The sequence below is a fragment of the Billgrantia bachuensis genome, from assembly GCF_011742165.1.
Classification (GTDB): Bacteria; Pseudomonadota; Gammaproteobacteria; order Pseudomonadales; family Halomonadaceae; genus Halomonas; species Halomonas bachuensis.
The window spans coordinates 62,789-79,502 of the sequence record NZ_JAAQTO010000051.1; the positions used below are offsets into that span (position 1 = coordinate 62,789).

Below are 16,714 nucleotides of genomic sequence, written 5' to 3' on the forward strand. Positions count from 1 at the left end.
AAAGCCGACGTCGGGCAAGGCGCCCGACTCGGCCCTGGCCCGGCGCACGTATGCCGGGCCTGCAGCGAATCACGTGTTTCCGGTAGCCCGTCCGGGTCATTCCAGGCCCCGTTCGGCGCTCGCCGAGCGGGGCTATTGTTTGCAAAAGGTCCGCACATGGAACTGCGCAGCAGCAATATTGACAAGCTGGACGGTGAGGTCTTCGACGTTCTGATCGTTGGCGGCGGTATCAACGGCGCCTCAGCAGCGGCGGCACTCGCCGGCAAGGGAGTGCGGGTCGCCCTGATTGAACGCGGTGACTTCGCCGGCAGCACCAGCATGCACTCTTCCAACCTGGTGTGGGGCGGTATCAAATACATGGAGAGCCGCGACTTCGCGCTGGTGCGCAAGCTATGCATGAGCCGCAACCACTTGATCAGGAGTTATCCCGCCACGGTACAGGAGATCCGTTTCCTTACCACCATTACCCGGGGTTTTCGCTATCATCCGCGCTACCTGTGGGCCGGTGCCTGGCTCTATTGGCTGATAGGCAATGGCTTTACCCGCATACCGCGCTTCCTCTCGCCCCGAGCGATCCGTGACAGCGAAGCGATCGTCGATGTCCGCGACGCCGTCGGAGGCTTCGAGTATTCCGATGCCTACCTTCACGACAACGATGCACGCTTCGTCTTCAACTTCGTCCGCGGCGCACTCAACTACGGCGGCGTGGCAGTGAACTACGTCGAGTCGCTGGGAGCCGAGCGCCAGGGCGGTCTTTGGACCACTCGGGCACGCGACGTAATCGGCAGCAGCGATATCGCAATTCGTTCGAAAGTGCTGATCAATGCCGCCGGCCCCTGGGTCGACGAGCACAACGGCTTGACCGGACAAGCCACCGAGCATCGCCATGTCTATTCCAAGGGCATTCACCTGATCGTGCCGCGGCTGACCGACAGCCAGCGGGTGCTGGCGTTCTTCGCCGACGACGGCCGGCTGTTCTTCGTCATTCCCATGGGGCCGAGGACATGTATCGGTACCACCGACACGCGCGTCGAACAGCCCGAGGTGACGGCTACCGAGGCCGATATTCGCTTCGTGCTCGACAATATCAACAAGCGTCTCGAACTCGACAGGCCGCTGGGCAAGAAGGACATCATCTCCATTCGCTGCGGTGTGCGCCCCCTGGCGGTCAAGGCCGGTGGCGGCGGTGAGCGCGACTTCCTGCAGCTATCGCGCAAGCATGCCATTGATCTCAACCAGCGCGATGCCCATCTGAGCATCTTCGGTGGCAAGCTCACCGACTGCCTCAACGTGGGCGAGGAGATCGTCGCAGCGGTTGAGGGCATGGGGATCGAGATACCGTACCCGCAGCATCGCTGGTACGGTGAACCGCCCGATCAGGTGCGCCGGGAATTCCTTCATCAGGCGAAGCTGATGCATCTCGATGACATGACCGCCGCCGATGCCTCCGAGCCGCTTTCGAGCCGATTATGGCGGCGCTATGGTACCCACGCGCTGGAGATGCTCGAGGAGATTCGCGAGGACCCGCGACAGGCCGAGGTGCTGATCGAGGGCACCGAGTACCTGCGCTGCGAGCTGCGCTACGCCAAGCGGCGCGAGATGGTTACGCGGCTGGAGGATTTCCTGCGCCGACGCTCGAAGATTGCCTTGGTGGTGCACGAGGAGGCGATGCGCCAGTCCCCGGGCCTGCGCGAGGCCTGCTCGATCCTGTTCGGCGACCAGGCCGATGTGCGGCTCGCAGAGTACTTCGCCACCACGCGCCGCGAGCGCGGCGAGAATACCGTCGATGCGCCCGGCGAAGCGCTAGGCTCCACAGCGCCACGGGCCTAGGTGAGCCGCACCGCATCGACGCGTTGAAGCAGTGCGGCATGCCGGTATAATGCTCCGTCAACTTTCATGATCAAAGAGGTTAACCGTGGGCTATCTCATCGGCGTCACTGCGCTTTGGGCCTTCTCGTTCTCGCTGATCGGCGTCTACCTGGCCGGCCAGGTAGACAGCTACTTTGCGGTCCTGATGCGCGTTTCGCTGGCCGCGCTGGTGTTCTTGCCGTTCCTGCGACCCTCGCTGCTGGTCGGACGCCAGCGGCTTGTCCTGATGGGGCTGGGGGCCGTGCAGCTGGGCATCATGTACATCTTTTTCTATCAGTCCTTCCTGCTACTGACGGTACCGGAAGTGCTGCTGTTCACCATCTTCACGCCGCTCTACGTGACGCTGCTCGACGACGCGCTGTTCGGTCGCTTCACGCCGTTTTACCTGCTCACCGCCGCCCTGGCGGTGCTGGGCGCGGCGGTGATTCGCTACGACGGGCTCGACAGCGGCTTCTGGCTCGGCTTCCTGGTGGTACAGGGGGCGAACTTCTGTTTTGCGCTGGGGCAAGTGGGCTATCGGCGTCTCTCCGTGGCGCTGCCGGCCGAACTGCCGCGCCACAGCGTCTTTGCCTGGTTCTATCTTGGTGCCTTGATCGTGGTGTTGCCGGCCTTCGGCCTGCTAGGCAATGCCGCCTCGCTGCCGAGTACCGGTGTGCAGTGGGGCGTGCTGGCCTGGCTGGGCCTGGTGGCATCTGGCCTTGGCTATTTCCTCTGGAACCTGGGCGCCACGCGGGTCGACGCCGGGGCGCTGGCGATCATGAATAACGCTCTGATCCCCGCTGGACTCGCGGTCAACCTGGTGATCTGGAACCGCGATGCCGATCTGATGCGGCTGGCACTGGGTGGGGCGATCATCCTCGGCTCGCTGATACTCAACGAGTGGTGGCTGCGTCGCCGGGTGGCTGCCGCTGCCTGAGTCGCGTTTGCCCGCCCTGGACCCAGCCTCCATAATGAGCGCCGATGATCCGAGAGGCCAGGGCATGCAAAAAAAGCACGGCGGGTTCAAGAATATCGGTCTGATTGGCCGCCTGGGCAGTACCAAGGTGGTCGAGACCCTCAAGCGCCTGCTGCGCTTTCTCGACGAGCGTGGCTTGCATGTCATCGTCGAGGACCGCACCGCCACTGTGCTACTCGACCATGGCCATCCTGAAGCCAGCCGGCGCACCCTGGGCGAGCTCTGCGATCTCGTCATCGTGGTGGGAGGCGATGGCAGCCTGCTCGGTGCCGCTCGCACGCTATGCCACAGCGGAACCCTGGTGCTGGGCGTCAACCGTGGGCGGCTGGGTTTTCTCACCGACATCTCGCCCGACGAGATCGAGGAGCGCGTCGGTCAGGTGCTCGCCGGCCAGTACGAAGTCGAGGAACGCTTCCTGCTCGATGCCGAACTGTACCGCGACGGTACCTTGGTGGGCAGCGGCGATGCCCTGAACGAGGTAGTGCTGCATCCGGGCAAGGCAGTGCGCATGATCGAGTTCGAACTGTTCATCGACAAGCAGTTCGTCTGCAGCCAGCGCAGCGATGGCCTGATCATGGCCACGCCCACCGGTTCCACCGCCTATGCGCTGTCCGGGGGCGGCTCGATCATGCACCCCAAGCTGGACGTGATCGAGCTGGTACCGATGTTTCCCCATACCTTGTCGAGCCGGCCCATCGTCATCGATGCCGCCAGCGAGATCCACGTTCATATCGGCGAGACCAACCAGACCTATCCCCATATCAGCTGTGACGGCCAGACGCGTGCCGTGGCCAAGCCCGACGATGTGCTGGTGGTGAAGCGCAAGCCTCAGCGAGTGCAATTGGCTCATCCCCTCGGTCATAACTTTTACGAGGTCCTGCGCAGCAAGCTGGGCTGGAGCAACCGGCTGGGGGATTGACGTGAGGCAGGCGGCGATAGAGGGCTACGATCTGATCGGTGACGTGCATGGCTGCGGGGCGACCCTGGCGGCTCTGCTGGAGCGGCTCGGCTACCATCAGCGTGGCGGCGTCTACCGACATCCGCGGCGGCGGGTCGTCTTTCTGGGTGATCTGATCGATCGCGGCCCGCGGATTCGCCTGGCGGTCAATATCGCCCGGCGCATGGTGGAGGAGGGCGAGGCGCATATTGTCATGGGCAACCATGAGTACAATGCCTTGGCCTATTGTCACCGCGCGCCTCGCCAGCATGGCCGCGAATGGCTGCGTGAGCACTCGCCGCGCCACAATCGCGTCATCAAGGAGACCCTCGACCAGTATCGCGATCATCCGGCGGAGTGGGACGAGACCCTGTCCTGGTTCATGGAAATGCCGCTGTACCTGGACTTCGGTGAGCTTCGGGTGGTCCACGCCTGTTGGGACCAGACGCTTGTCGACGCGCTGAATCGCGAGTGTCCAGGGGGCGTCATAGACGAACCCTTCCTGCAGCAGTCCGTGGCGCCGGATACGCTGGCCTATCGGATCTTCGATCGCCTGACCCGCGGCGTGCATCTGCCGCTGCCACCAGGCGTGGAGATCCACTCTGGCGATGGTTTCACCCGGCGCAGTTTCAGGGCGCATTTCTGGGCGCGTGAGCCACGCACCTGGGGCGACGTGATCTTCCAGCCCGACAACCTGCCCGATGACCTGGAGGAACGCGAGCTGAAAGCGGACGAGCATGCACGGTTGCCCCATTACGGTCTCGATCAGCCACCGCTGTTCATCGGCCACTACTGGTGCGAGGGCATTCCGGCCTTGCCGACCGCCAATATCGCTTGCCTGGACTACAGCGCGGTGAAATTTGGACGTCTGGTGGCCTATCGCTGGAGTGGGGAAGAACGGCTCGACGCCAATCATTTCGTCTGGGTGCGGGTACCGCAGGAGGAGGCGGCGAGGCCGCGGCCCTGGGAAATCGATTTTGATTGAGAGTGTTGATACAAAGTTTTACAACATTTTTTTGCTGCGGCCCTGAACTTCCTTTCGCTGCGCCCATCTGAATAGGTGTTCCCTTGAATGATCCCTTGCTCTTATCCGGCGGCCCCCCTTCCGCCGGATTTTTTATGTGCGCCGTGAGCTGGATTTGAGAAAAGCGCCGCTGCAGCGCAAGATGCTCTCAAAAGATTGATTCAGGAAGATTTCATGTACCGGATCATGCTGTTTCCCCACGACACGGATACCAGCGAGCTTCGTCGTGCCTTGTGGGCTCACCGGATCGGGCACCGCTTCACCGACGAGACGGAGGGTCAGGTGCTGTGGCTCGCCGACCCGGCTCAGCATGATGCGCTGATACGGCTGCTGACACGCTGGCAGCGCGGCGAGCGAATCATGCCAGAGCGCCGCCAGCGCTCGGCGAGCGGTGCTTCCCTGGCCGTTCCCCTGCGCCAGGCACCGGTCACGGCCGCGGCGCTGGGTATCTCGCTGCTGGTGTTTGCGCTGATGTACGTGTTCGGCGACATCGTGGTGGCCATGTTGACCGTCGTGCCGGTCGCCATTGTCGGCGGCGGGTTGGCCTTCGGTAGCCTGACCGATGTGCTGACCTCGGGACAGGTGTGGCGACTCTTGTCGCCGGCCTTTCTGCATTTCGGCTGGATGCACCTGATCTTCAACATGATGTGGCTGTGGTATTTCGGACGCCAGGTCGAGACGTTGCAGGGCAGCGGGCGCATGCTGGTGATTCTGCTGGTGGCGGGTGTCGGAGCCAACTTGGCCCAGTACGCTACCGGTACCGCGCTGTTCGGCGGCATGTCGGGCGTTGACTTCGCCCTGCTCGGCTACGTCTGGCTGATGTCGCGCCGGGTGCCGGGTAGCGGTTTCTTCGTGCCGCAGATGCTGGTGGTGTTCATGCTCGGCTGGATGGTCTTCACCATGACTGACATGGCCGCTGCGGTCGGTTTCGGCAATGTGGCCAACGAGGCGCACCTGGGTGGGTTGGTCGTGGGGCTGGTGATGGGGTGGTATTATTCCAGCCGTGCCCGCCGCCTTCCCTGAGCTGTTATTGAGAGAAATCCCAATGAGCGATATGACCTTCGAGCGCATGATCCGGCAGATGACGCCGGCCATCTACGACAGCCTCAAGCAGGCGGTGGCGCTGCGCAAGTGGCCCGATGGCCGCATGCTGACCGCGGAGCAGACCGAGCTGTGCCTCGAGGCGGTGATCCGCTACGAGCACGAGAACCAGGTGCCCGAGGAACAACGGGTCGGCTACTTGCAGCAGCGTACCTGCGGCAGCGCCAGCAGTGGTAGCGACGTGCCGCCCGAACTGGCAGGCCTGGCCCGGGATGCCTCCCGTGACTGAGTATGCCGTAACTGAATTCGACCGGATCGAGGTTGCGTCCACCGTGCAGGGCTGCCTGAGCAAGATGGCCATCGTGCCGGGCGAGCAGGGTGGGCCGGTAAAATACACGCTGCGTGCCGGCGAGCACCGTCTCGATCTCAATGCGCGCCTCGGCCGATCCCTGCGGCTGACCTGGACCGGGGCGATCGCTTGCACCCATTGCGGCCGGGCGACGAAGAAGAGCTTCGCCCAAGGCTACTGCTATCCCTGTTTCAAGAAGCTGGCCCAGTGCGATACCTGCATCGTCAAGCCCGAGACCTGCCACTTCGACGCCGGCACCTGCCGTGAGCCAGAGTGGGCCGAGCGCCACTGCTTCCAGCCCCACGTGATCTATCTGGCCAACTCCTCAGGCCTCAAGGTCGGCATCACGCGGGGGACCCAGGTGCCCACGCGCTGGCTCGATCAGGGTGCGATTCAGGCGCTACCGATCCTGGTGGTGGAGACCCGCCTGCAGTCCGGCCTGGTCGAGGTGTTGTTCAAGGAAGAAGTGGCCGACCGCACCAACTGGCGCGCCATGCTCAAGGGTGAGGTCGAGCCGCTCGACCTGGCAGCGGAGCGCAACAGGTTGCTGACCCGGCTCGAGGGTGGGCTCGCCCAACTGCGTGAGCGTTTCGGTGCCGATACCATTCGCGTGCTGAACGAGGCCCCGGTCAGCTTCGATTACCCGGTGCTGGAGTTCCCCCGCAAGATCGTTTCGCACAACTTCGACAAGCAGCCCGAAGTGGCCGGCATGTTGCTGGGCCTCAAGGGGCAATACCTGATCCTCGATACGGGGGTGATCAACCTGCGCAAGTTCACAGGCTACGAGATCGCCGTATCCTGAGGCTTCAGTGCGTGTGGCAGTGAGGGGTATTGGCAGGCTATGCTGGCATTTCCCTTTCCATGCGGCGGATTCCGACATGTATCGCCTTCATATTGCCAACAAGAACTACTCTTCCTGGTAGCTACGCCCCTGGCTGCTGATGCGGCAGTTGGACATCCCGTTCGAGGAGCAGCTGACCCCCTTCGAGCCGGGATCGAACTGGACCGCGTTTCGCGCATTCTCGCCTTCCGGGTTGGTGCCCTGTCTGGAGGACGGCGAGCGCGTCGTATGGGAGTCACTGGCGATCGTCGAATACCTGGCCGAGCGTCACGCCGGCATTTGGCCCACCGATGACGAGGCGCGAGCCTGGGCGCGCTGCGCCGGCAGCGAGATGCATGCCGGCTTTTCCCCGCTGCGCAGCCTGTGTCCGATGAACTGTGGGGTCAGGGTGCGGTTGCACGCGATACCGGACGCCCTGGCGCACAACCTGGCCCGCCTCGACGAGCTCTGGCAGCAGGGCCTTGAACGCTTCGGCGGTCCTTTCCTGGCGGGGGAGACGTTCACTGCGGTGGATGCCTTCTTCGCCCCGGTGGCGTTCCGCGTGCAGAGCTTCGGGCTCGAACTCGGTGCACCCTCGATGGCATACGTCGAACGGCTACTGGCGCTACCCGCCATGCAGCAGTGGTACCAGGCGGCGCTGGACGAACCGTGGCGCGAGGCGGGACACGAGGCCGAGGTGCAGGAGAGCGGCACCGTCATCGAGGACCTGCGGCGCCTTTCCTGACACGCCCTCGGGCTGCTTCCCTTCCGCAGGGGCCGCCCCCGGTTCAGGCGAACAGGTCGCCCTGAGCCCGGGGCGGCCGGAACGCCGTGGTGTCGAGCTGTCGCGCTTCCCGCTTTCCCGGGTCGTTGAGGCCCAGGCGCCGGCAGGCCTTGTCGAAGCGCTGGGCGATGAGTTCGGCAAATATTCCCTCGCCGCGCATGCGCTTGCCGAAGCGGCTGTCGTAATCGGCGCCGCTGCGACACTGGCGCACCAGGCTCATTACCTTGCCGGCCCGCTCCGGGTAGTGTGCCTGCAGCCAATCCTCGAACAGCGGTGCCACCTCGCGCGGCAGGCGCAGCAGCGTCCATCCGGCTGATTCCGCCCCCGCGTCGCGGGCCGCCTCGAGCAGGCGCTCCAGCTCGTGGTCGGTCAAGCCCGGGATGATCGGCGCGACCATGACACCCACCGGTATACCGGCATTTTTCAACCGCTCGATGGTACGCAGGCGCGCGGCAGGCGAGGCGGTGCGCGGCTCCAGGCTACGCTTGAGCTCGGTGTCCAGGCTGGTGAGGCTGATCGATACCCTGGCCAGGCGTTGTCGGGCCAGCTCGGTGAGCAGGTCCAGGTCGCGCAGAATCAGGGCGCTCTTGGTAATGAGGGAAACCGGGTGGCGGCACTCGAGCAGGAAGGCGAGTATCTCTCGGGTGCTGCCGCGCTCCGCTTCCAGTGGCTGGTAGCAGTCGGTGTTGCCGGAAAGCGCGATGGGCCGGCACACGTAGCTGCGCTTGCAAAACTCGTCTCGTAGCCGATCGACCAGGCCGCTACGGGCGATCAGACGGGTCTCGAAGTCGATACCCGGCGACAGGTCCCAGTAAGCGTGGCTGGGCCGTGCATAACAGTAGATGCAGCCATGCTCACAGCCGCGGTAAGGGTTGAGCGAGCGGTCGAAAGCGAGGTCGGGCGAATCGTTCCAGGAGAGTGCGCTGCGCGCCTGCTCGTCGCTGACGATCGTGGCCAGCCGCGTTGGCATCTCCTCCTGCCACCAGCCGTCGTCCTCCGTTTGGCTGTGGGTAGGGGCGAAGCGGTTGTCGGGGTTGTAGGTGGCGCCACGGCCCTTGCGTAGCTGCTTCTGATCGAATCCAGGCATGGGGCGAGTCCGTTTGCTGTGTTTTTATACAGTATATGGCTTCATCTGCGTATCGCCAATGCTGATTGATTCCTCAATGACGATTACGCTTCAGGCATGACGTCAACTTCCCATCGCGACGCTTCGCGCACCGGCGAGGCTCTCTACTCAGTCCAGGGACTGTGGTGCACCAGCTGCGCGCTGGCCGTCGAGGCCCAATTGATGCGGCTATCCGGTGTGGTAGCTGCCAGCGTGCACTACCCCAGCGCCACCCTGCTGGTGCAGGGCCGGCCGGACGCCCTGGAGGAGCCCCGACTGGCCGCCGCCGTGCGCCGGCTCGGCTACCGCCTCGGGCCGCCCGAGGCGGTGGGTGATGCGCAGGCGAGGTTGGAGGCCGAGAGCCGCTACCTCACCCTGCGCCTGCTGACGGCCGTCGCCTTCGGCATGTGGACCATGATCGCCTCGCTGCTGATCTACGCGGGCGCCATGCCCAGCCCCCGCCTCGATCTGGTCATGGCCTGGGTGTCGGGGGCCTTTGCCCTGCCTGTGGTCACCTATGTGGCGTTTCCGTTCTACCGTGCGGGCTGGCGTACGCTGCGGGCATGGCGGCCGGGTATGGACGCCCTGGTGTCGCTGGGCGCCCTGACGGCCGTAGGCGTGTCGCTGTGGCTGCTCGCGCTGGGTTCGCCGGAGGTCTATTTCGATACAGCGGTCATGCTGGTCTCGCTGCTGCTGGTCGGCCGCCTTGTGGAGACCTTGTGTCGACATCGGGGGCTGCGCGCGCTGAAGGCGCTGCACGAGCCTCCCGCCGAAGTTCAGCGCTGGGAACAGGGGGGGGGGCGCACGCGCCCCCTGGAGGCGGTGGCGGTGGGTGACCGGGTGCGCGTCGAGGGCGGTGAAGCGTTGCCGCTGGATGGTACCCTGTGTGACGGCGAAGCCCTGCTCGACCTTTCGCCGCTGACCGGAGAGAGCGCGCCGCGTCGCTGCCTGCCGGGCGACCCCGTAGCGGCGGGGTGCCGCAACCGCGGTGCGGCGCTGATCCTCGAGGTCACTGCGGCTACTGGCGAATGCCGCCTGGACCGCCTGCGCGAGCAGATGTGGTGGCAGCAGGCCCGCAAGGGCGAATTGCAGCGCCTGGCCGACCGCTTCGCCGGCTGGCTCAGCCCCGTGGCCGTGATGCTGGCACTGTTGACTCTTGCCGCGACCTGGCTGGCTGGAATACCGGCTGAAGAAGCGTGGGTGAGGGCGCTGTCGGTGCTGGTGGTGGCATGCCCCTGTGCCGTGGGCCTGGCGATACCCCTGGCCGGCCTGGCGGGCAGCGGGCAGGCGCTGGAACGCGGCGTGATCGTCCGTGATCCGAATGTCTTCGAGGTGCTGGCAACGGTCCGCAGTGCGGCCTTCGACAAGACAGGGACGCTGACGCCGGGGGAGCCCGAAGTGCTGGCCGTGCAGCCGGCATCCGGTTATCGCGAGGTCGACATCCTGGCGTCGGCGGCGAGCGCGGCGCAGGGCAGTGATCACCCGCTGGCGCGTGCGATGCGCAGGCATGCCCGGGACGCCGGCCTGGACGGCAGCGTAGAGGTGGCCGAGGTCGAAGAGTTCGGCGGGCGTGGACGGCGTGTGCGCCTGGCCGACGGCCGCCGGCTGCTGCTGGGTAGCCGCGCCTGGCTGGGTGAGCAGGGCATCGACGTCGATGGCCAGGAAGATTCGGCCGAAAGTGAAGTACTGCTGGCCTGCGACGGGAGCTGGATCGGGCAATTCCACCTGGGCGAGGCGGCACTGCCCGGCACCGCCACGATCCTGGCCAGGCTGCGCCGGCAGGGGCTCGTGCTGGCCCTGATCAGTGGCGACAGGGCCCGGGCGGTGCGTCGGCTGGGTGAGGAGGTCGGGCTACGCCCCGCAGAGTGCTACGCCGGACGCAGCCCCGAGGCCAAGGCACAGCTGCTCGCGGCCATGCCGCAGCCCTCGCTCTACGTCGGCGATGGGCTCAACGACATGCTGGGGCTGGCGACCGCCAGCGTGGGCGTGGCACCCCTGGGTGCCAGTTCGACGGTACAGGAGGGAGCCAGTGTGGCGCTGATGAGGCCGGGTGTGTCGGGTGTCGAGAACGCTCTGGACCTGGCAAGGCGTACCCGTCGCGTAATGCGTCAGAACCTGCTGCTCTCGGGAATTTATAACCTGCTGGCGCTGGGCCTGGCGGTGGCCATGCCGATACCGCCATTGGTAGCGGTGCTGGCCATGCTGGCCAGCTCGCTGAGCGTGGTGGCGAACTCGGCGCGGCTGGCCTGGAGCGATGAACCAGCCCAGGAGCGCCGGCCCGATGCCGCGCCGGCGGAAGCGCTCGGCACGGCACCGTGACAGCGCGGATCAGCCTGTTAAGATGGCGGCTGCCTTCGTGATATCAGGACTCCCTCATGCTTGCCGATACTCTGGCCTCGCTCACGCCAGTCGACGCTAACTTGGCTATCGTCGTGCAGGCTCGCCTGGACAGCCTCACCAAGCCCCCCGGCAGCCTGGGGCGTCTCGAGTCGCTGGTCCTGGAGCTGGCCGGCATGAGTGGCGAGGCCTTGCCGACGGTCACGCCGCCCGGCGTGATCGTGTTCGCCGCCGATCATGGCGTGGCCGAGGAGGGCGTCTCGGCCTTTCCTCAGGAGGTCACCGCCCAGATGGTGGCCAATTTCGTTGCCGGTGGCGCCGCCATCAACGTCTTTGCCCGCCAGATCGGCGCGCGGCTCGAGGTTGTCGACGTCGGCGTCAAGGGCGATGTCGAAGGCGCTGGCGTCGTGCACGACAAGGTGCGTCGCGGCACGGCCAACTTTGCCCGTGAGGATGCCATGAGCCTGGTCGAGGCCGAGCGCGCCCTCGAGGTGGGCATCCGCGCTGCCGAGCGCAGCCACGCCGCCGGCTGCCGTTGCCTGATCGTGGGCGAGATGGGCATCGCCAACACCACCGCGAGCAGCACTCTGCTGGCTGCCCTGAGCGGCCGGCCGGTGAGCCGCCTGGTCGGCCAGGGGACCGGGATTGCCCCCGTGCGACTGGCGCACAAGACCGAGGTGATCGTAGGAGCACTGGCCGCTCGTTGCGCAAACCCATCTCAGCCGCTCGAGCTGCTGGCCAAGCTGGGCGGGCTCGAGATCGCCGCCATGGCGGGTGCCTACCTGGGGGCGGCGGCGCGGCGTATGCCGATCCTGGTCGACGGTTTCATCGCTACCGTGGCGGCACTGCTGGCCTGCCGGCTCGCGCCTGCGCTGCGCGGCTACCTGGTTTTCGCTCATCGCTCCCGCGAGCCGGGCCATGATGTCGCTCTCGAACTGCTCGAGGCCAGGCCGCTGCTCGACCTCGAGCTGCGCCTGGGCGAAGGCACAGGGGCCGCCCTGGCCTTCCCACTGCTAGAGGCCGCCTGTCGCATGCTGGCCGATATGGCCACCTTCGATTCGGCTGGCGTCGCGGGGGGTGGCACGGAGACATGAGCGCCGAGCCGCTGAGTCTGTCACTGGTTGCGCTGCTTGTCGGCGCCATCCTGCTCGACCTCGCGTTCGGCGACCCGCGCTGGCTGCCGCATCCGGTGGTCGCCATGGGGCGGCTGATCGACACCCTGGAGTGCCGCTGGAACCTTGGCTCGTCGCGCGCGCGCCGCCTCAAGGGTTTCATGCTGACCGGCAGCGTCGTCGCGATCGTCTTCGCGTCGACATGGGCCACGCTGGCCGTGCTCGCCTGGCTGCACCCGTGGTTGGGACTTGCCGGCGAGTTGCTGCTGCTGGCAAGTGCGCTTGCCATCAAGGGGCTGCGTGACGCCGCCATGGCCGTGGCGACGCCCCTGGCTCGGGGCGATCTCGTCGAGGCGCGTCGGGCCGTGGCGATGATAGTGGGACGTGACACAGAAAGCCTCGACGAGGCCGGCATTACCCGGGCTACCGTCGAAACCGTGGCCGAGAACAGCGTCGATGGCATCACCGCGCCGCTGTTCTGGGCGCTGCTCGGCGGGGCGCCACTGGCGCTGGCCTACAAGGCGGTGAACACGCTTGACTCCATGGTCGGTTACCGTAGTGAGCGCTACGCCGAGTTCGGCTACGCCTCGGCCAGGCTCGACGACCTGGCCAACTGGGTGCCGGCAAGGCTCACTGCACTTGCCATGTGGTTGGCCGCGCTGACGGTTCCCGGCGCGCGCAGGCACGACGCCCTGGCCGCTACCTGGCGCGATGCGCCGGCTCATCCGAGCCCCAACGCTGGCTGGCCCGAGGCGATGATGGCAAGCCTGCTCGGCGTGCAGCTGGGCGGCACCAACCACTACGGCGGAAGAATTTCCGAGCGCGCGCTACTGGGCGAGCCGTGCGAGCCGCTGCGGGTAGCGCATATAGGACGTGCCGTACGCCATATGCACGGCGCCTGGATAGTCTGCTTCCTGCTGATGGCGGGGTTGATCGGCGTGTGGAGGGCCTGGGCATGAGCGAGCGAGCAGAGGACATGTGCGACTGGCCGAGCCACGGCGGGCGTCCGGAACAGGTTCTACATCGCTTCGGCCTTACCGCCGGCAGTGAGGTGCTCGACTTCAGCGCCAATCTCAACCCCTTGGGGCCGCCCCCCTGGCTGGCAGAACGGCTCATGGCCTGCCTGTCCGAGCTCTCCGTCTATCCCGACCCGGACTACACGGCTGCCAGGGAGGCCATTGCCCGAACCGAAGGGCTCGCTCCCGGGCAGATACGCCTGACCAACGGCGGGGCCGAGGCGATCTTCCTGGCGGCTGCGCTGCTGGCAAAGCGCGGCGCATGCAGGGCCGTCGTCGTTCAGCCCACCTTCTGCGAATACGAGCGAGCCTGCCGCCACTATGGCATCGCCGTACAGCATCTTGGGCTGGAGGGGGAGAGCTTCGAGTTGGACGGGTCGCGTGCCCTCGATGCCATGCGTGAGGCCGATGCGGTGTTCCTGTGCCGACCCAACAACCCGACGGGTACGCTCATCGCGTTCGATCTGATCGAGCGCATGCTGGCGGTGGGGCAGCGGCACGGCACTACCTTGGTGGTGGACGAGGCCTTCATCGATTTCGTCACCCCCGACGAGCGGCTGACGCCGCTGTTGGCCCGCTACGCCAACCTGCTGCTACTGCGCTCGATGACCAAGCTCTACGCCATACCCGGCCTGCGGCTCGGCTACGTGATGGGTGATGGCTCTGCGGTCGAGCAAATCGCCAGGCTTCAGCTGCCGTGGAGCGTCAATTCGGTGGCGGCAGGGCTGGTTGAGCCATTGCTGGAAGACCAGGGCTATCTGCAGCGGGCCCAGTCCTGGCTCGACGGCGAGCGACCCTGGTTGCAGGGTGAGCTGGAAACGCTGGGGCTGCGGGTGGTGCCCTCCCGCACCAACTTTCTGCTGTTGCAGGATGACGGGGCGCGGCCCATGTCGGCACTGCTGGAGCATTTGGCACGCTGCGGCGTTCTGGCACGCCATACCTATAATTTCACGGGCCTGGAGGGAGCCTGGCTGCGGGTGGCGGTGCGTACGCGGCAGGAGAATACGCAGCTGCTCGAAGCCATTACCCACTGGAGAACGTCATGATCGCCTTCGTCAGCGGCGGGGCGCGCTCCGGCAAGAGTACCCATGCCGAGGCCTTGGCGCGGCGCTGGCAGACCGAGCGGGGTGGGGCACGCTATTACTTGGCAACAGCAAGGGGCGGCGATGACGCGGAAATGCAGGCTCGCATCGAGCGGCACCGACGCTCTCGCGGTGAGGGTTGGATTACGCTCGAGGAGCCGTTCGATTTGCTGGCCGCCCTCGACCGTGTAGCGCCTGGCAGCACGCTGCTGCTCGATTGCCTGACGCTGTGGGCCAGCCAACTGCTCTACGCCAGTCCACTCGACGAGGCGCAAGGCATCGCTATTGTCGAGCGGACACTGGCCGAAGCCAGGCGGCGAAATGTTGGGTTGGTGATCGTCTCCAACGACGTCAACGAGGGCATGCCGCCCGATGACGACGAGACCTGGCGCTATCTAGCTTTCCTGCAACAGGTCCACTGCCTGGTCGCTCGCCAAGCGGACGAGGTGGTGCAGGTCGTCGCCGGCCTGCCCCAGTCATGGAAAAGCCAGGGGAGCCGCCAGCCATGAGAGAAGCCGCCTACGGCTTGGCATTGGCCCTGCAGTTCCTGACCCGCCTGCCGCTGCCGCTCGCCTGCCCCTGGAATGCGACCACACGGCGCTGGGCGGTGCGCAGCTATCCCCTGGTGGGTATGCTCCTCGGCGGTTTGCTGGCCATTGCCGGTGCGCTGCTCGACGGTATCCTGCCCGCGCCGCTGCTGGCGCTTACGCTGCTCACGCTGTGGGTGGCGCTGAGCGGCGGGCTGCACCTGGATGGCCTGATGGACGTCGCCGATGCCCTGGGCAGCAATGCGCCGCTGGAGAAGCGCTGGGCGATCATGAAGGACCCGCACGTAGGCAGCTTCGGCATCCTGGCGCTGGCGTTCCTGCTGCTGTGGAAGGCGGCGCTGCTATTCGCGCTGCTGGAAGCCGGGGCGAGCCTGGCCCTGCTGGTAGTGATTCCGTCGCTGGGGCGCCTCGCCGCGGTCGCGTTGCTGGTGCTGTCACCGGCAGCTCACTCGGAGGGGATGGCGGCCAGCTGGAAGCGCGATCTCGTCCCGCTCGATCTTGCCCTGGCGGCACTGCCTCTGCTGCCGCTGGCCGTGCTGGTATCCGGCGGATGGTGGCTGTGCCTGGCTCTTGTACCGTTTCTGGCGCTCTACGCCTGGGGCATGGTGCATGCATTCAAAGGGATCAACGGCGATATCGTCGGAACCGTCATCGAAGGAGGAGAGCTATGGCTGCTGCTGGTCGCCTGGAGCTGGTGGTCGTTCGTCACGGCCTGACGCAGTGGAATCGCGAGCGTCGCTACCAGGGGCAGCGTGACATACCGCTGCTGCTGCCCGATGCCGTGGCGGGGCTTTCTCGGCTGCGCGAGACGCTGGAGGCATTCGAGTTCGATACCGCTCACTGCAGCGACCTGACTCGCTGCCGTCAGACCCTGGCGCATGTCATGGAGGGGCGAGAGGCCGCCTCGCCGACACGCTTCGATGCGCGCCTGCGCGAACTCGATTTCGGCGACTACGAAGGGTGTACCTACGACGAACTCGAGCCACTACCCGCCTACCGCGCCTGGATCGACAGCGCGGGCGAGCAGGCCCCGCCAGGAGGGGAGTCCACCGCCGAGCTGCGCAAGCGGCTCGAGGCCTGGTTTGCCGAACTGTTGGCAGGCTGCACGCCACATGGCCAGCACTGCGCCCTGGTCGTCACCCATGGTGGCGTGATTCGCGAACTGCGACGCCGCTTCGAAGGCATCGGCTTCTGGGAAGGCGGGGTCAGTCAGGCCGAAGGGCGCAAATTCACCTTCATTCACGAGCGAGAGCACTGGCAATGCAGCTCTTCATCGGCGGTACCCGTGCCGGCAAGCGCGGCATCGTAAGGCAGCGCTTCGACGCTGCCGTCTGGCACTCGGCCCATGCGGGTTGCGCGCTGAAGGCATGGCCTTCTGCGGTGGAGTCGGCTCGCTGCCTGGTGCTGGAAGGCTGGGAGCGCTGGCTGGCCGCACGACTGGCCGACGAGCCCAGCGACGACAGGCTGCGCCAGGTGATGTCCACTGAGCTCGATGCACTGCGTGAATGGGAAGCCCGGAGCGGCGGCGAGGTAGTGCTGGTCATGCTCGAGATGGGCCGTGGCATCGTACCGCTCTCAGCCGAAAAGCGACGCCTACGTGACCTCAACGGCTGGCTGGCCCAGGATGCCGCGGCGCGCTGCGAGCGGGCCTGGTACGTCTGGCACGGCTTGCTCAAACAGCTAAGTTATTGATCTATCTCATTCTGGGCGCAACGATGCGTTGACGCCCAGCCTC

At 66.0% G+C, this 16,714-nt stretch carries 17 protein-coding genes; 16 read left to right on the forward strand and 1 reads right to left on the reverse strand.

Annotated elements, in window-relative coordinates; all coding sequences use genetic code 11:
• Nucleotides 1-156 precede the first annotated feature (156 nt).
• The 8 genes from HBJ55_RS18310 to HBJ55_RS18345 all read left to right on the forward strand — a co-directional run bounded on the left by HBJ55_RS18310 (nt 157) and on the right by HBJ55_RS18345 (nt 7,740).
• Nucleotides 157-1,830: a glycerol-3-phosphate dehydrogenase/oxidase gene (locus HBJ55_RS18310; RefSeq protein WP_167118404.1), complete on the forward strand. Its 1,674-nt coding sequence runs from the start codon at nt 157-159 to the stop codon at nt 1,828-1,830.
• A gap of 85 nt (nt 1,831-1,915) precedes the next feature.
• A complete protein-coding gene (locus HBJ55_RS18315) occupies nt 1,916-2,785 on the forward strand; it encodes an EamA/DMT transporter family protein (protein ID WP_167118407.1) in 870 nt (289 codons plus the stop codon).
• Nucleotides 2,786-2,849: 64 nt separating this feature from the next.
• Nucleotides 2,850-3,743 (forward strand): NAD(+) kinase, encoded by an 894-nt coding sequence (locus HBJ55_RS18320; RefSeq protein ID WP_167118409.1) that lies wholly within the window; start codon nt 2,850-2,852, stop codon nt 3,741-3,743.
• Nucleotides 3,744-3,759: 16 nt separating this feature from the next.
• Nucleotides 3,760-4,746 (forward strand): metallophosphoesterase, encoded by a 987-nt coding sequence (locus HBJ55_RS18325; protein ID WP_167118466.1) that lies wholly within the window; start codon nt 3,760-3,762, stop codon nt 4,744-4,746.
• A 213-nt stretch (nt 4,747-4,959) separates the two neighbouring features.
• Nucleotides 4,960-5,808, forward strand: coding sequence for a rhomboid family intramembrane serine protease (locus HBJ55_RS18330; RefSeq protein WP_167118412.1), 849 nt, complete (start codon nt 4,960-4,962; stop codon nt 5,806-5,808).
• A gap of 22 nt (nt 5,809-5,830) precedes the next feature.
• Nucleotides 5,831-6,115, forward strand: a complete 285-nt coding sequence (locus HBJ55_RS18335) for a YeaC family protein (RefSeq protein ID WP_167118414.1) — start codon at nt 5,831-5,833, stop codon at nt 6,113-6,115.
• On the forward strand, nt 6,099-6,977 hold the full coding sequence (locus tag HBJ55_RS18340; protein ID WP_167118417.1) for a DUF2797 domain-containing protein: 879 nt from the start codon (nt 6,099-6,101) through the stop codon (nt 6,975-6,977). The genes HBJ55_RS18335 and HBJ55_RS18340 overlap by 17 nt, the downstream gene beginning before the upstream one ends.
• A 136-nt stretch (nt 6,978-7,113) precedes the next feature.
• Nucleotides 7,114-7,740, forward strand: a complete 627-nt coding sequence (locus HBJ55_RS18345) for a glutathione S-transferase (RefSeq protein ID WP_338072047.1) — start codon at nt 7,114-7,116, stop codon at nt 7,738-7,740.
• Between the two features lie 43 nt (nt 7,741-7,783).
• Here the strand turns inward: HBJ55_RS18345 and HBJ55_RS18350 are convergent, their stop codons facing one another.
• Nucleotides 7,784-8,866 carry a PA0069 family radical SAM protein gene (locus HBJ55_RS18350; protein ID WP_167118419.1) on the reverse strand — a complete coding sequence of 361 codons (1,083 nt, stop codon included), beginning with the start codon at nt 8,864-8,866 and terminating at the stop codon, nt 7,784-7,786.
• A 96-nt stretch (nt 8,867-8,962) separates the two neighbouring features.
• On the opposite strand from HBJ55_RS18350, the gene HBJ55_RS18355 reads away from it, so the two are divergent.
• From HBJ55_RS18355 to HBJ55_RS18390, 8 genes are read left to right on the forward strand one after another with little or no spacing between them, the layout of a single operon-like run.
• Nucleotides 8,963-11,203 (forward strand): heavy metal translocating P-type ATPase, encoded by a 2,241-nt coding sequence (locus HBJ55_RS18355; protein ID WP_167118422.1) that lies wholly within the window; start codon nt 8,963-8,965, stop codon nt 11,201-11,203.
• 56 nt (nt 11,204-11,259) lie between these two features.
• Entirely contained in the window at nt 11,260-12,315 is a 1,056-nt protein-coding gene (cobT, locus tag HBJ55_RS18360; protein WP_167118424.1) for a nicotinate-nucleotide--dimethylbenzimidazole phosphoribosyltransferase, read from the forward strand.
• A complete protein-coding gene (gene cbiB, locus HBJ55_RS18365) occupies nt 12,312-13,292 on the forward strand; it encodes an adenosylcobinamide-phosphate synthase CbiB (RefSeq protein WP_167118427.1) in 981 nt (326 codons plus the stop codon). Before cobT ends, cbiB begins: the two co-directional genes overlap by 4 nt.
• The gene (cobD, locus tag HBJ55_RS18370) at nt 13,289-14,395 is read left to right on the forward strand and encodes a threonine-phosphate decarboxylase CobD (RefSeq protein WP_240936187.1); all 1,107 of its coding nucleotides are present in this window, start codon (nt 13,289-13,291) and stop codon (nt 14,393-14,395) included. Before cbiB ends, cobD begins: the two co-directional genes overlap by 4 nt.
• Nucleotides 14,392-14,940: a bifunctional adenosylcobinamide kinase/adenosylcobinamide-phosphate guanylyltransferase gene (locus HBJ55_RS18375; protein WP_167118430.1), complete on the forward strand. Its 549-nt coding sequence runs from the start codon at nt 14,392-14,394 to the stop codon at nt 14,938-14,940. Before cobD ends, HBJ55_RS18375 begins: the two co-directional genes overlap by 4 nt.
• The gene (gene cobS / locus HBJ55_RS18380; RefSeq protein WP_167118433.1) at nt 14,937-15,695 is read left to right on the forward strand and encodes an adenosylcobinamide-GDP ribazoletransferase; all 759 of its coding nucleotides are present in this window, start codon (nt 14,937-14,939) and stop codon (nt 15,693-15,695) included. The genes HBJ55_RS18375 and cobS overlap by 4 nt, the downstream gene beginning before the upstream one ends.
• Nucleotides 15,647-16,288: a histidine phosphatase family protein gene (locus HBJ55_RS18385; RefSeq protein ID WP_167118435.1), complete on the forward strand. Its 642-nt coding sequence runs from the start codon at nt 15,647-15,649 to the stop codon at nt 16,286-16,288. Before cobS ends, HBJ55_RS18385 begins: the two co-directional genes overlap by 49 nt.
• The gene (locus HBJ55_RS18390; RefSeq protein WP_167118438.1) at nt 16,240-16,671 is read left to right on the forward strand and encodes a bifunctional adenosylcobinamide kinase/adenosylcobinamide-phosphate guanylyltransferase; all 432 of its coding nucleotides are present in this window, start codon (nt 16,240-16,242) and stop codon (nt 16,669-16,671) included. Before HBJ55_RS18385 ends, HBJ55_RS18390 begins: the two co-directional genes overlap by 49 nt.
• Nucleotides 16,672-16,714 lie beyond the last annotated feature (43 nt).